This window comes from Sphingomonas sp. PvP018 (assembly GCF_017876865.1).
GTDB classification, from domain to species: domain Bacteria; phylum Pseudomonadota; class Alphaproteobacteria; order Sphingomonadales; family Sphingomonadaceae; genus Sphingomonas; species Sphingomonas aerolata.
In genome coordinates, this window is record NZ_JAGIOU010000001.1 from 451003 (window position 1) to 465551 (window position 14549).

Annotated in this window: 15 protein-coding genes; 6 read left to right on the forward strand and 9 right to left on the reverse strand. The window is 65.2% G+C overall.

Going from position 1 to position 14549, the window contains the following annotated elements:
* The first annotated feature begins 9 nt into the window (after nucleotides 1–9).
* From J3A66_RS01810 to J3A66_RS01825, 4 genes are all read left to right on the forward strand, one after another.
* Nucleotides 10–669, forward strand: a complete 660-nt coding sequence (locus tag J3A66_RS01810) for a hypothetical protein (protein WP_209566688.1) — start codon at nucleotides 10–12, stop codon at nucleotides 667–669.
* 207 nt (nucleotides 670–876) lie between these two features.
* On the forward strand, nucleotides 877–1581 hold the full coding sequence (locus J3A66_RS01815; protein ID WP_281064213.1) for a hypothetical protein: 705 nt from the start codon (nucleotides 877–879) through the stop codon (nucleotides 1579–1581).
* Between the two features lie 74 nt (nucleotides 1582–1655).
* Nucleotides 1656–2195 (forward strand): hypothetical protein, encoded by a 540-nt coding sequence (locus J3A66_RS01820; protein WP_209566690.1) that lies wholly within the window; start codon nucleotides 1656–1658, stop codon nucleotides 2193–2195.
* A gap of 395 nt (nucleotides 2196–2590) precedes the next feature.
* Nucleotides 2591–4681, forward strand: coding sequence for an epoxide hydrolase family protein (locus J3A66_RS01825; protein WP_209566699.1), 2091 nt, complete (start codon nucleotides 2591–2593; stop codon nucleotides 4679–4681).
* A 64-nt stretch (nucleotides 4682–4745) separates the two neighbouring features.
* Here J3A66_RS01825 and J3A66_RS01830 read toward each other — a convergent pair whose 3' ends face one another.
* The 8 genes from J3A66_RS01830 to J3A66_RS01865 form a co-directional block, all read right to left on the reverse strand.
* On the reverse strand, nucleotides 4746–5456 hold the full coding sequence (locus J3A66_RS01830; protein WP_031396369.1) for an SDR family oxidoreductase: 711 nt from the start codon (nucleotides 5454–5456) through the stop codon (nucleotides 4746–4748).
* A 96-nt stretch (nucleotides 5457–5552) separates the two neighbouring features.
* Nucleotides 5553–6314 carry an SDR family oxidoreductase gene (locus J3A66_RS01835; protein ID WP_209570340.1) on the reverse strand — a complete coding sequence of 254 codons (762 nt, stop codon included), beginning with the start codon at nucleotides 6312–6314 and terminating at the stop codon, nucleotides 5553–5555.
* Nucleotides 6314–6883 (reverse strand): type 1 glutamine amidotransferase domain-containing protein, encoded by a 570-nt coding sequence (locus tag J3A66_RS01840; RefSeq protein WP_192099584.1) that lies wholly within the window; start codon nucleotides 6881–6883, stop codon nucleotides 6314–6316. The genes J3A66_RS01835 and J3A66_RS01840 overlap by 1 nt, the downstream gene beginning before the upstream one ends.
* Before the next feature lie 37 nt (nucleotides 6884–6920).
* The gene (locus tag J3A66_RS01845; RefSeq protein ID WP_209566701.1) at nucleotides 6921–8006 is read right to left on the reverse strand and encodes a catalase family protein; all 1086 of its coding nucleotides are present in this window, start codon (nucleotides 8004–8006) and stop codon (nucleotides 6921–6923) included.
* A 76-nt stretch (nucleotides 8007–8082) separates the two neighbouring features.
* On the reverse strand, nucleotides 8083–9174 hold the full coding sequence (locus J3A66_RS01850; RefSeq protein ID WP_245336664.1) for a catalase family protein: 1092 nt from the start codon (nucleotides 9172–9174) through the stop codon (nucleotides 8083–8085).
* Between the two features lie 69 nt (nucleotides 9175–9243).
* A complete protein-coding gene (locus J3A66_RS01855) occupies nucleotides 9244–9705 on the reverse strand; it encodes a hypothetical protein (RefSeq protein WP_209566703.1) in 462 nt (153 codons plus the stop codon).
* The gene (locus J3A66_RS01860) at nucleotides 9702–10310 is read right to left on the reverse strand and encodes a carboxymuconolactone decarboxylase family protein (RefSeq protein ID WP_209566705.1); all 609 of its coding nucleotides are present in this window, start codon (nucleotides 10308–10310) and stop codon (nucleotides 9702–9704) included. Before J3A66_RS01860 ends, J3A66_RS01855 begins: the two co-directional genes overlap by 4 nt.
* Before the next feature lie 85 nt (nucleotides 10311–10395).
* Nucleotides 10396–11541 (reverse strand): alpha/beta hydrolase, encoded by a 1146-nt coding sequence (locus J3A66_RS01865; RefSeq protein WP_209566707.1) that lies wholly within the window; start codon nucleotides 11539–11541, stop codon nucleotides 10396–10398.
* Between the two features lie 71 nt (nucleotides 11542–11612).
* On the opposite strand from J3A66_RS01865, the gene J3A66_RS01870 reads away from it, so the two are divergent.
* Nucleotides 11613–12380: a Crp/Fnr family transcriptional regulator gene (locus J3A66_RS01870; protein WP_209566709.1), complete on the forward strand. Its 768-nt coding sequence runs from the start codon at nucleotides 11613–11615 to the stop codon at nucleotides 12378–12380.
* Nucleotides 12381–12559: 179 nt separating this feature from the next.
* Here the strand turns inward: J3A66_RS01870 and J3A66_RS01875 are convergent, their stop codons facing one another.
* On the reverse strand, nucleotides 12560–13618 hold the full coding sequence (locus J3A66_RS01875) for a nitronate monooxygenase (protein WP_209570342.1): 1059 nt from the start codon (nucleotides 13616–13618) through the stop codon (nucleotides 12560–12562).
* Nucleotides 13619–13877: 259 nt separating this feature from the next.
* On the opposite strand from J3A66_RS01875, the gene J3A66_RS01880 reads away from it, so the two are divergent.
* The gene (locus J3A66_RS01880) at nucleotides 13878–14483 is read left to right on the forward strand and encodes a plasmid pRiA4b ORF-3 family protein (RefSeq protein ID WP_209566712.1); all 606 of its coding nucleotides are present in this window, start codon (nucleotides 13878–13880) and stop codon (nucleotides 14481–14483) included.
* Nucleotides 14484–14549: the final 66 nt, after the last annotated feature.

A 14549-nucleotide genomic window follows, 5' to 3' on the forward strand; every position in this document is an offset into this window, starting at 1 on the left:
GAAAATGCTATGCCTCTCATCGACATGTCGATCGAGGAGCGGGGCTATGAGCCCGCGTCCATTGCGCTTGCCGTCCGTACGGTCGGCTCCTGTCCTGCCGCCTGTCATCGACCGGATGCTAGAATTTTGTTCGGCATCGGTGTCCTTGCCGTCGTGCCGGATCCCGACGGCGGCTCTCGCTTCGCCGCCGACGCCATGTGTCTGTCCGAAGGCGAAAGCGCGGTCGATCTGCTCGAATGGCTCGAACCACAAATCCCGTCACACGATGGCGCGATCGTGACCTATTCAAACTGGGGTTCAGTCCCACGCCGCCTGATCGCTCTCGCAGATCCGACACTGCATCCGAACATCGTCAAGGCCGCTGCCGACACATCCGGTCGCTGGCGCGACATGCCGCGGGGACACACCTGGCATATACGTCAGGCGCGGGCGATGCATATGCCCTGCCTGTGCCGGCCCAACACCCCCGTCGACGAGTGCGACGCGGCGATGCCCACGTACCTGCTACCAAATCCCGTCACCACCGCTGCCGAACTCATCGGCGAGGCGATTGCTGGCTGGCAGTGCTGGGCGAGGATGTTCGGCGACTTCGACGACCCCCTGCATCCGGCGCAATCCGCGCTGCGCGCGCTCGATCGCTGGCGCGCTGACCAACACACCGCCCGCTGACCACCACCCTTCCTCAACTCACGGCCCCCAGGGGCTCACTGGAGAACCACCATGCACCACGACGTCACCTCGCTCTGGAAGAGCACATCCCCACGCTTCGTCGTCGTCCTCGACGCCGAGCTCGCCTACGACCATGAAGCGCATGCTCGCTACTAGGCGGCCGAACGTTTCCTCCCCGCCGATGCGTCGCATCTGACCCCGCGGGATCTGCGGACAGACCCTCGCGTCACACCGCGCTGGCCCTGCCATCGCATCACAACCCTGTCCTGGCTGGTGATGACCGAGGCCGCTGATGGTCTGCGCCCGCTACGGCTCGAAACCCTTGGTTTGCCCGAGCATGATGAAGCCGCTGTCCTTAAGGCATTTTTCGCTGACATGGAGCATCTCGGAAATGTCCAGATCGTGACATGGGGCGGATTCCACACCGACCTGCCGCAACTTTTGATCGCGGCGGTGGACGCTGGCCTACGGCTCCCGCCTAACCTAGCTGGATTGCGATCGCCGTGGCGACGCGATGCCTCTGGCCATCTCGATCTGTGCTCCGAAATGTGCGGTGGCGCTGTCCCTGCACACCTTGCCGAAGTCGCCGCACGATTGCGCATACCCGCCAAGCTGACGTGCCGACCAAACCTCGTCAGTCAGTTGATGGCGCAGGGTAAATGGTCGGCGGTCCGCTCGGTATCCGAAGGCGATGTCCTCTCTACGGCTGCGCTGCTGATGCGATGGCGGCATCTAAGCGGTGGCACCGTCTCCACCCTGGAAGCGACGCGCCGACTGACCAGCTTCGTCGCCGAACACTGCTCGCACCGCAGCTACGCCGCGGACTGGCGACGATACGGCGATGATCTGCTCGCTGAGTCCTTCGCGATCGAAACCAGAAAACTGGACACTCTCGCGCCTGCGGCCTGCTGATAAACGGTGATGATAGCCTCGGTGAAGGGGCGGAAAACGAACAGTGGGCCGAGAGCCCAAAGGAGATGATTGATATGAGCATCCAGCATTCCATCGACACCATGCAGGCTTGGACTCACGCATTGCGTGTGGTCATGGGCTATCCGGAATTTGCCCCTATCGGAAACCCAATCGCGTTCGCGTCGGGCGGGCGCAAGGAGGCGACCGAGGCGTTACAGATTGCGGCGATCGTCGAGCAATCCGGTCGCGATGTCGTGTACGTCGAGTTCGCCCGGCCGATCGCAAAAGGTCCGATCGGAATATCGCTCGCGACCCGCGCGACGCTTCACGTCGACTGGCATTCCCGGGTTCGGCTCTACGCCGCCGCTGACGATGCGCCCGTCGAACTGCTGACGGACACGCACCGATGGTCGGTCGGTCCTCGCTCCATCTTGACTGCATCGGCCTTGCCTCGAGGCAGTCGCGTCGCGCGCGGCATCGAACGCGCGGACTACCGCTGGCGCGAAACAGCGGCGCAAATGTACGGTGTCGAACTGGATGGGTCGGTCCACATACCGGCTGGCGGGACGTATGCGGACGCTGTGCCGATGGAGGCGCTCCGCAGGGCGGCGTGACGTACTAAGAGGACCGATGACTATCGGGCGGACGACCCCTATCGTCCGCCCGATGAGCTCCGCCGAGCGGTAAGCCTGTCCGACCCGCAAATGGGTGTGCCAATTGCAATCATCGATGAAATCGTTCGTCGCATCGTAGACGGCACATTCGCCGAGATAAGGTACGATCCAAGAACGGTTGAGCCTGCAAAAACTGGGGGCTTAAAATTTTTCTTCACCGCCACGCCGCTCCAAGCGGTTTGACCCAATTCCAGATGTCCAAACCGCCGTACCCGCTTCCCAAAAGCAGCCGTCCGTTCATCCCGCTTCGAAGCGCCTTTCGGCGGCTTTCGCGCGTTCGACGTTAGGCTTTCAATCGGGGGAGCAGGATTTACCCCCTTCGGCAGGATCGACACATGGCAGAACCCTTCACCATAGCGGTACCCGACGACCGGCTCGCCGCCATTCGCGCCAAGGTCGAGGCGTTCGACTGGAGCATCATGCCGGACGCGGGGGGCTGGCAGTCAGGCGTCGGCCTCGCCGATCTCAAGCGGCTCGTCGACTATTGGCTGGCGGACTACGACTGGCGCGCGCAGGAGCGGCGGCTCAATATGCTGCCGCAGTTTACGGCCGACGTGCAGGGGCAGAGCCTCCACTTCATTCATGCGTGCGGCGATGGCTCACGTCCCCCGCTGCTTCTGCTACACGGCTGGCCGGGGTCGTTCCTCGAATTCGAGGCGCTGATCGCGCCGCTCGTCGCCGATGGTCACGACGTCGTTGTTCCCTCGCTCCCCGGCTACGCGTTTTCGGACCGCCCCGTGTCTCCGATCGGACCGAAACAGACCGCAGAACTCATGCACGGCCTGATGGTCGAGCTGTTCGGCACGCGACGCTATCTCGTGCAGGGCGGCGACTGGGGTGCCGCCATCGGTGGCTGGATGGCGCACGCGCATCCCGATGCGATCGCCGGACTCCATCTGAACATGGTGCTGCTCCAGGCCAACGACGCGGTGCCGAAAAAGCCCGACGAGGTCGCCTGGGCTGCGAAACGCGCCAAGCTCGCCAAGGAAGAAACCGGCTATTCGCAGGAACAGGGCACGCGCCCGCAGACGCTCGGCGTGGCGATGTCGGACAGCCCGGTCGGCGTCGCGGCGTGGATCCTGGAGAAGTTCGGCGCATGGGCCGATGTGCCACGCGACGCACGTGGCCGCCCCGACCTGTGGCAGGCGTTCGACGAGGACCTGCTCCTTACCAACATCATGCTGTATCTGGTCGAGGGATCGTTCGTAACCTCGACCTGGATGTACCGTGGCCGCATGCTGGAGGACTCGGGCACTTTCCCCGCGGGAGCGCGGATTACCGTACCGACCGGAGTCGCGGCATTCCCCGACCCGGTCTTTCCGCCGCCGCCGCGCTCGCAGGCGCAAAAGACCTATGACATCGCCCAGTGGACCGAGATGCCCGCGGGCGGCCACTTCGCCGCGCTGGAGCAACCCGATCTGCTGCTCGCCGACATGCGCCGCTTCTTTGCGTCCAAATCGGTTTCCGATGACGCCCCGAAACGCTCGATCGCACTTCGCTCGGCTGGGATCATCGCTGCGACGCTGGCAGCGGCCGCGGTTTACACTCGGGTGGCGACCAAGCAGATCGAGCAGGACGTGCCCGCCGAAGGCCGTTTCATCACCGTCGCGGGTGCACGGATCCACTATGTCGATCGCGGTGCGGGACCGCCGATCGTCCTGATCCACGGGTTGGGCGCGCAGCTCCGCAACTTCTCCTACGGTGTCGCCGATGCGCTGGCCGACGAGTACCGTGTCATCCTGGTCGACCGGCCCGGCTCGGGCTACTCGGTGCCGACCGGCGAACAACCCGGTATCCTAGGCCAGTCGGCGATCATCGCAGGGTTCATCGACACGCTCGCGCTCGATCGTCCGCCGCTGCTCGTCGGTCATTCGCTGGGCGGTGCGGTCGCCCTCGGCGTGGCCACGCACCGCCCTAGTTCGGTCGCAGGCCTCGCGCTGCTGGCGCCGATGACGCAGCCGCCTGGATCGATGCCCGCCTCGGTGGCAAACGCGATCGAAAGTAACCCTGGCGGGCGCGCGCTCTTCGCCAATCTGCTTGGCACGCCGATCAGCCGTGCGGCGTATGGCCTGCGCTGGGGCAAAATCTTCGCGCCCGATCCAGTCCCGGCCGATTTTGGCACGCGCGGTGGCGGCGCGCTTGGCGATCGCCCGGTTGCGTTCAATGCTGCGCTAGTTGAATTGGCCAGCGCCGACGTTGACCTTGCCGCGATCGTCAGTCGCTATGCCAAGCTGACGGTCCCGGTCGCGTTGCTCTATGGTCGTGATGACCAAGTGATCGCCCCCTCGATCGATGGCGAGCAGGCAGTAGCCGCAATTCCTGGCGCGACGCTGGAGATGACCGGCGGAGGCCATATGCTCCCGGTCGCGCATCCACAGGCCAGCGCCGCGTTCGTCCGCCGATTCGCCAAACACGTCTTGCAGTAGCGCCAAGGGGGTTAGGGGGCTCGGCGCCCGCTGGCCCCCTCAGAGATCGTACCTTTCTGATCTGTCAGTGACCGGCGACCTGCCCACCGTCGACGTGGAGTATTTCGCCGGTCACGAAACTGGCATCCTCGAGGTACAGCACCGCGCCGACCACGTCCGCGACCGTGCCCATCCGACCGAGCGGGTGAAACGCTCCGAGCCCGGCGCGCGTCTCGGGAGGGTGCATCGGCGTTTCGGTGATGCCGGGCGACACCGCGTTGGCGCGTACGCCGCGGGAGGCATATTCGATCGCCAGGCTGCGCGTCGCCGCAGCCAGCCCGCCCTTGGTCAGCGACGCCAGCACCGAGGGGAATTCGACATTGGCGTGCTCCGCCAACGTCGTGACGATCTGCAGGATATGGCCACTGCCCTGCTCAACCATCAGCGGCAGCGCCGCCTGCGTCATGTGGAAGAAGCCGTCGAGATTGGTCTGCGTGATCTGGCGATACTGCTCCGCCGTGTAATCGGTAAAGCGCTCGCCGATAAAAACGCCGGCATTGTTGACGAGCGTATCTACTCGCCCGAACCGGTCGCGCGCGGCCATCACGACGCGCCTCGCGGTTTCGGGATCGGCAACGTCCCCCGCAACGGTGATCCAGTCGTCCGATTGCAACGCTGCGATCGATCGTGACACGCCGACGACACGCCAGCCGCGCGCGCGATACGCGTCTGCGATCCCCTCCCCCAAGCCTTGCGAGGCACCGGTGACGATAGCGACCTTGGGCGCGTCAGACATCGACGGCGCCGATCTCCGCGCGGAGGGTAACGGGGGTTGTCATTGCCGAATGGACTCCGAAAAGGACCGACAGCGCGTTACTGCGCTCTCGCGATGTCAGGACAGCGGGGGTTGGCTGTTGGACGCGGTCAGTCCGCCGTCGACCGGCAGGTTGACGCCCGTCACGAAGCGCGCGTCGTCGCTCGCCAGGAACGCGATCGCACCGGCGATGTCCACGGGCTCGGCACCCCGTCCGATCGGGATCCGCTCCTCGAACTTGGCGATCAGGTCAGGTTGTTCCTTCATTCCCGCGGTCAGCGCGGTATAGGTCAGCGACGGGTTGACCGCATTGACGCGCACGCCGTTCCTGGCCTCGTCCATCGCCAGCGCGCGTGTGAAATTGCTCACCGCACCCTTGGCCGCGCAGTAGAAGCTATGGTTCCAGTCGCCGCCGAGCCCCGACACCGACGACACGTTGATGATGCAGCCCTTCGACGTGCGCAGATGTGCGATCGCCGCGCGGCTCATGTGGACGACGCCGTACAGATCCGTCTCGATCACCTTGGTGAATTCCGCGAAGTCGCCCTCGTCCAGCTTGCCCAGATAGTCGACGCCGGCGTCGTTGACGAGCACGTCGATCCGACCGAAGCGATCGATTGCCGCCTCGACCAGCGCCTCGCACGCGGCGCGGTCGGTGACGTCGGTTTCCCGCGTCTCGACGGTGCCGCCCAGTTCGGCTGCCAACTTGCCGAGCGCGCCCGTGTCGATGTCGCCCAGCACCAGCGTCGCGCCTTCCTCGGCAAAGCGGCGCGCGGCCCCCTCGCCGATGCCCGAGGCGGCACCGGTGATTACGACGACCTTGTCGGCAAAGCGCGCCATCATGCGTTCTCCGCCTGCGCCTCGTGCCTGCCCTCGCAGAACTCCTCGACGAGCTTTACACAGAACGCAGGCAAGTCATCCGGGGTGCGGCTGGTGACGAGGCCCTGGTCGACGACGACCTCCTGATCGACCCAGGTCCCGCCCGCGTTGCGGATGTCGGTGGCGAGCGTCGGGTACGACGTGAGCGTACGACCGCGTACCTGATCGGCCTCGATCAGCGTCCATGGCGCGTGGCAGATCGCGGCGACCGGCTTACCGGCGGCGAAGAAATCCCGCACGAACGCTACGACCTTGTCCGACGACCGCAGCGTGTCCGCGCCGACGCACCCGCCCGGGATCACCAATCCATCGAAGTCGGCGGCCGACACGTCGTCGATCGCTTTGTCGACGGCGAACGTCTTGCCAGGATCGAGATCGTTGTTGACCGTCTCTGCGTCGCCGGTTTTGAGGCTGATGACGGTTACTGCACCGCCTGCCTGCTCGACGGTTGCCTTTGGCTGCGCGAACTCGGGCTCTTCCGTGCCGCGCGGTGAAATCAGAATTGCGATTGTCTTGCCTTGGAGCTTCATGATCGTCCTTTCGAAATCTGAATAAGCGTGAGCAGCGTCAGGCCGGGATATCGGTGATGGTCGCGGTGTTGACGGCGGCAATGCCGGTCTCGCGGTGGCGGAAATCGCTGAGCGCGCGGTACACCTGCATGCGCGCGCGCATCACGCCGCCGAGCGGACGATGCGCCTCCAGGGCGTGCGCCGGCCGGAACGTCATGACCTCGTCGAAATAACGGACCCGATCCGGGCGATAGGCGGCCTGCCGCGGCAGACGGATCGTCGCGATCGTACGGTATTCGCTGACCCGCGTCGGCCAGTCGACCGAGGTATCCTCGATCGGCTGCGTCTCGGCATCGACCCAGAGTTGCGCGCGCAGTTCGAAGACCGCGTCGTTGCCGTCGAAATACGCGATCGCGGCGTGACGGAAGCCATCCTCGTCCTGATGCGGATCGAGCCGCCAATCATCCAGCGCACGCTGCTCAGGCGCGACCGGAAACACGCCTAGTTTCGCGACATGATCGCCGTAGCGGATGGGGCACTGGCTGAAATACGTCTCGACGAGCGGGTGGCTGAACGGATGGCCATAAAAGTCCAGCGTCGGGCTCGGTTCGGCACCGACCGCGTTCAGGACCTTGTTGATGTTGCGCGCGATCGATGCGGCCGCACTTTTGACACCTTCGGGCATCGGCACGGTCATGCCGATCTTCTTTGCTTGCGCTAGAAACCCGGCGGCGGTGCCGGCGGGGAACGTCGTACCGCTCGCCAGGACGAAATCCTGCGTCGGCGCGTCATGACCAGACAGCTTGGCGCCTTCGACCCCGAAGACCTTGATCGCCATGCCGCGGTGCGTCGAGACCCGGTCCCCGAGCTTCTCGCCCGGCCCCTGTGCAAAGCGGACCGCGACGTCGAACGTCCCCGGGTTCGCGAACAGCCCCTGCGCCAGTTCCGGCGGCAGATCGTCAGCGACGACCATCGTTCCGATGACGCAGGCCGTGCTCTTGGCATGACTGGCGCGCACCGCATGGCCGTCGCGCTTTTCGACCGTCTCGCTCTCCTGCGTCATCCCCTTGATGATGCCGTCGATACTCTCCTGCTCGCCGGGCTCAGGCGTCTCGATGTCGTCGCGATAGGGTAGATAGGGCATGGGAAGCTCCTGTTAGATCAGGATGTTAACATTTGAATGCCCCGCGACGTTTCGGTACGGTTCCGTGCAGACCCGGTCAGTCGAGCGCAGGCAGCGACCGCGGCTCGTGCATCGGGCAGCCGTTCAACTGGCTGCGCAAATCCTGGATGACCGGGTAGACCGCACGGCGCGCGCGCATGACCGACCCGAGCGGCCGATGTGCCTCGACGCCGTGCCAGGGGCGGAACGCGGTCTGTTCGTTGAGCACGGTAACGCGCTCCTCGGACCAGCTCTTCTGCGGCTTCACCGTGATGGTCGCGACCGGGATGTAGGGATTGCCCTGCTCGGGCCACGGCGTCGCGGCGTCCTCGATCGGGTTCTCCTCGAGGTCGCGGCAGAGTTGCGCGCGCAGCGTCCATGCACCACCCTCGTTCGCGAAGATCGCCATCAGTTCTTCGCGGATCGAGTCGGGGCTCTTGCTCTCGTCGAGCTTCTGATCGGTCAGTGCACGAAAGTTGGGCGATTCCGGCACGATGTCGAACTTGGCGATATAGTCGCCAAAGCGGAGCGGCGCCTGCGAGCCATAGCGGTCGCCGATCGGGTTGGTGTCCGGATAGCCGCCAAAGCCCTTGAGCAACGCGCTCTCGCCGCCGACGGCTTCCAACGCCTGCTCGATCGGGCGCAACACCTTCGACAGCGCCGCCTTCGCCCATTCCGCGCGGTTGGTCGTCGCGGCGAGCAGCTTGGTGTTGCGCAGGAACCCGACCGGCGTCGGGTTCGAGAAGGCGACCCCGGAGGCCATCAGAAAGTCCTGCGTCACCTCATCCTCGGCGCCCGGCAGCCGCTCGCCGTCGACACCGATCACCTTGATCGAGAAGCCGCGCGGCAGGGAGACGCTGTCGCGGATCGGGTCGCCCGGGATCGCAGACATGCGGATGATGACCGGGTAGCGACGCCCGCGCTCGAAAATGCCCTGCGCCTGCTCGTCCGCAAGGTCGTCGTGGACCACCATCTCGCCTTCGAGCAAGGCATGACTCTTGGCGTGAACGCCGCGCTGCGCATGGCCGAGGTCCTCGTGCGTCTTCTCGACGATGTAGCTGAACGTCTTGTTGAGACCGTCGATCGTCTCCTGCTCGTCGGGACCGATCGTCTCGACGTCGGGGCTGTAGCGGATCGGGTTCTTCAACATGGGAAATCCCTTTGGTTCAGCGCAGTAACGCGCGGTTCGCGCTTTGGGGGCGTCGGTATTCCGGAATGGTCAGGCGTTGGCCGCTGCCTTCGCGCCGGCCGCGGTCGCCACGCCGAAGACGAGGTGGACCATCGTGTGCGTACCAATCGTCGCCGCATCGGCCTGCCATTCGGGCTTCTTCAGCCCCAGCAGCGGCCCGGTGATCCAGTGCATCGCGGCGTAGAACGCCAGGCCGAACATGATTCCCGACGGCACTATGCCTGCATCTTCGTCGACGATCGCCGCATAGACCGCGCCGGCTGCCGCAGACAGCAGGAGGTGGCTACCCTGCACGATGGCCTGCTCGGCCGCATCCGGCAGGTCGCTCGACGGTAAGGAGCGAACGCCGAGTTGCCGCGCGCCGGCCCGTTCGAGATCGGTGAGCTCGGACGCGATGCCGCTCTTCTTCTCGCCCGCCATCATCATCGCGGTGATGCCGAGGCCTGCCACCAACCCACCGGCGATCGCGCCGGCCATCCGCTTGCCGTTCATGCGCGCTCTCCGTCTTCCTTTGGATCGTCGGGCAAGCCCTCCTCGCGGCCGGGGACCGACATGTCGTAGGCGTTGAGCAACAGCGACACGAGGCAATAGCCGCCTACCAGATAGACCAGCTCCGCGGTCCGATCCTCGCCGAACGCGCGCACCGCACGGTTGTAGGTCGAAGCCGGCAATTGTCGTCCACCCGCCAGCGTCGCGGCGACGTCGTAGGCGGCGGCCTCCTCTTCGGTCAGGTCGGCGGGACGCTGGCCAGCGGCGATCGCCGCGACCTTCTCGGCCGACAGACCCGCCGCCTCGCCGACCCGCTCGTGGGCGTAGAGTTCGTAGCGCGAGTTGAAGACCGCGCCGGTCGCCAGGATCGCGACCTCGTGCGCCGCCTTCGGCAACGTGGCGTTGTCGATCAGCGCCTTGGTATACGTCCAGGCAGCGCGACCGAACGCGGAAAAGCGCAACATCGGCGCGAACGGCCCGACCAGCGCCCCATCCGCCCGGTGCGAGACGAAGCCCTTCAGATGCTCGGTGATGTAGGCGTCCATCTCGTCGTGAAGCGGACGCAGAGCCGCGGGCATGTCCGCGGGCGGATAAGGTGGGGTACGCATCGCTTGCTCCGTTGTCAGGCCGCGCCGGCCGGATGCCGGTCACGCATTGATCGACGGGGCGGCACCGGCCACCCCGTCGAACCGATCAGCGGCGGGGCGCCCCTGCGAACGCTGCCTTCAGGCGCGCGACCGCCAGTTCGTTGGCGTCCTTGGCACCGCGAACGACCTTCGCCATGCCGAAGAACTCATGCGTGACGCCTGGATACGTCTTCTGCTCAACCTTCACGCCCGCCGTGCGCATCGCCGCGGCCAGCGTCTCGCCGTCCGAGCGCAGCGGATCGATCTGCGCATTGATGATCGTCGTCGGCGGCAGGCCGCGCAGATTGGCGGCGACCAGGTTCAGCCGCGGATCCTGCGCATCGGCGGCGCTGGTCTGGTAATAATAGCCGAACCACTTCAGCATCGCGGCATTCAACGGCTTGGCATTCGTCGAATCCTTACGCGACGGCAGCGTCATGCTGCTGTTGGCGATCGGATAGACCGAGACGATGTAGCGCGGCACGGTCAGGCGATTGTCACGTGCGTAGATCGCGGTCGCGACTGCAAGGTTGCCGCCCGCGCTTTCACCGGCAACTGCGATCTTCGCAGGGTCGCCGCCCCAGCTCGCCGCATTCTGCAACGTCCAGCGATAGGCCGCCGCGGCGTCGTCATGCTGCGCCGGGAACTTGAACTCGGGAGCGTGGCGATACTCGACCGACACGACGATCGCGTTCAGCGCCTTGGCCATCGCGCGAGGTGCCGAATCATACGTGTTCACGTCAGCAATCACCCAGCCGCCGCCATGATAATAAACGACGACCGGCATCGGCTTGCCATTCGCGGGCGCTGCCGCGGGCTTGTAGATCCGCGCGAATTGCTGGGCGTCCGAGCCATACGGCACGTCCTGCGTCGTTACCGAAGCGTCGGGCGCGGTTGACATGCCCTGCTGGACCATCGCCGCCTTGGCGCCATCGGCGGCCGAAGGCTGCATCCGCGCCTGCGCCGGGGTCAGCGTCTCGATCGGCTTGCCGCCGAGACCCGCCAGCGCGTCGAGCACCTTCTGCATGTCGGGTGCCGCCTTGGGGGGCTGCGTCGCGCTTGCCGGCGGGGCGGCGGGTGGCGGTGCGCTCGGCGAGCGGGCCGATTGCGCGAGCACGCCGGCCGATGCCGTCAGTAGCGCCGCGCGAAAAGGCTGCGCGCGACGGGGTGCTTCGAGATGGAAACCATGTGATCCTCCTGTTTGATCGCTCATGAACAAAGCAGGATGGTCGACGTTGCTGTACGGAACCGCGCAAAGTCCGCCAATTAGAGGGGAAGACGGATATGTCGACGATCGTATCTTTCGCGCGCGGAGCGGCCGTCGCCACGCCCCGTCGCGATGACGCCCCGCTTGGCAATCGACTGCTGACCAGTCTCTCGCCGGAGGATTTCGGTCTGCTGGCGCCACACCTCGAGCCGGTATCGTTCGCGGTCGGCGACTGCATCACCCGAGCCGGCGATCCGATCGACAGCGTGTGCTTTCTCGAACAGGGCATTGCCGGCGTACTCGACTCGCTCGATGACGATCGTCGCTACGCCGTCGGGCTGGTCGGCGCGGAGGGCTTCATCGGCTGGCCGCTGGTGATGGGCGACGATCGCTCGCCCTACGATGTCACCATGCGCGCCGAGCGCGGCCAGGCGCTGCGCATGCCCGCTGAGGCGTTGCTGGCAGCGGTGGACCAAAGCCCTACGCTGCGCCTGACACTGCTCCGCTTCGCCCACGTGTTCATGGTGCAGATGGGCCGGACCGTCGTGTCATCGCTGGCGCATTCGATCGAACGCCGCATGGCCCGGTGGATCCTACTCTACCACGACCGTGTCCAGGCCGACGAGATCTGCATGACGCATGAGGAGTTCCGGCTGATGCTCGGTGTTCGCCGTAGCAGCGTTACCGACGCACTCCACCGGCTGGAGGAGGAGCATGCCATCCGAGCCGTCCGGGCCAAGGTTCTGGTCCATGATCGGACAAAGCTTATGGCCCTGGCGGGCGATACATATGGCCAACCAGAACAGGACTATGTCCGTCTCCTACAGATGGACCGAAGACGCTAAGGAATTGCGCCAAGTGACCCAGTTTCGGCCATTAGCGACCGCTTTTCATGTTTCCAAATACGGCCATTCGTTCATCTCGTTCGTATGCCGCATTTAGTGCGCTCGACGGTCCGCTGAGACGGCTTCGGGTGGGGAAACGGCGAGTCCGATCAGGGAAGGTAGCAACGCACAACCAGACCTCAAATCCGTCGCAATTCGAGTTCCTCTCGCAGCACCCCGACCAAGGCTGCTGCCGGCATGGCACGAGACAGTGGCGCACCTTGCCCTGCCCATTGCGCGCCAAAACCGTGTTCGCCTTGCGCCTTGGCAGCCGCGTGCAAGGCCTTTCCCGCATCATAGGCAATAGGATAATCAGGCGGTCGGCGTTCATCGACCAACTGATTCAGGGCCGTGAACCGGTTGGCCAGCGCACGAGCGGGCCGACCGGAAATAAGCGACGTAAGGACGGTGTGGTAAGCGCCCGCACCGGTGAGGGCCGCCCGGTATGCATCGTCTGCGGCCGACTCCGGACACGCGACAAAGGCAGTTCCCAATTGCGCTGCCGATGCGCCGAGGTCGAGCGCCGCGGCGATGCCGGCGCCGTCCATTATCCCGCCAGCTGCGATGACTGGTAGGTTGTTCTTGCGCACCAGGAGCCGAGTCAGCGCGAACACGCCGAGCGCGTCGTCGGGCGCGGTGGGGTCGAAGACACCCCGATGCCCGCCAGCCTCGATCCCTTGCGCGACCACCGCGTCGATCCCCGCCGCCTCGATCGCGTGCGCTTCGTCGAGGCTGGTTGCGGTCGCCATGAGGTAGATACCGCGCGCTCGCAACGCTGAAAGCACGTCGGTGGACGGCAACCCGAAGTGAAAGCTGACCACTGGCGGCGCGAGATCGAGCAGTACCGCCACCATGTCGGGATCATCTGCGAAGCTCTTGTAGATGGTCCTGAGCGACCTCGGGGGTTCTGCGCCGTACTCAGCAAACAGCGGGGCAAGCCAATCAAGCCATTGCGCTTCCCTTGAAAGATCGGCCGTTGCGCCAGCGTGGACGAAGACGTTGACGTTGAACGCACGGGTCGTGCGGCTGCGCACTTCGTTGATCATCGACCGTGCGCCGGCGGCGTAGGTCGCGCCCACTCCGATCGACCCCAAGGCTCCTGCCTCGGATACCGCTGCCGCCAGCGAAGGTGTAGCAACGCCCGCCATCGGCGCCTGGATCAAGGGCACCGAAAGTCCGAACCGATTGATGAGAGACATACCTACGCGGGATCCGATCATGAACGATTGTCCACTTATGACTACGCCAGCGCATTAAGTGAATGGCGCCAGGTGGGCGGATGCGGATGCTCTGCCAGTCAACCGCTACGACCCAGATGCGGTCGTTCCGACGCCATATGGCGCGCCCGAACTTCCGCCACTCGTTCAGGCTGCCTGTGCAGCGCGAATGCCGTTCACCCGTTGCGCTGCGACAAGACGGTGCCTTGGCATTGAGCCGCCTAGCCTTCAAAACCGCGGCATGACCCAAGAGACCATCGCGCGCCTCCGCATCAGTTTCAACGACATCGAGCCCGAAATTTGGCGGTCGGTCGAGATTCCGGTCACCGCCAGCCTCAAGATGCTTCACGACGTGATACAAGCCGCCATGGACTGGCAGGACTATCACCTCTGGCATTTCGAAGCGGGCGACCGCCGCTACGGCGTACCTAACCCTGAGTGGCCGGACCGCAATCTCACCAACGCCAGAAACGTGAAGCTCGGCTCCCTCATTGACCTCGGAGTCCGCCAGCTCACCTACACCTACGACATGGGCGACGACTGGCGGCATACGGTCGTTGTCGACGCGGTCGGGCCGGCCGAGCCCGATATCAAATACCCTCGCTTCGTCGCTGGCGAGCGGGGCTGCCCGCCCGAGGACGTCGGCGGCTTTCCCGGTTTCGAGCTGTTCCTCGACGCCATGAGCGACCCGGCTCACGGGGAACATCAACAGCTACGCCAATGGTACAGCGGCCCGTTCGACCCTGACGACATCGACGAACTCGCTATAAAGCGTGCCGTCGCAGCCATCGCGATCCGCCGCCACGTCGGCAAGGCTGCCTACGAAAAGAGCCGCGTCCGCCACTGACGGGGATTTGTCGGCCATGCTCATGGCGCAAGCGACCCACAAGTGGACGTTGGGCCGCCAGCGGCT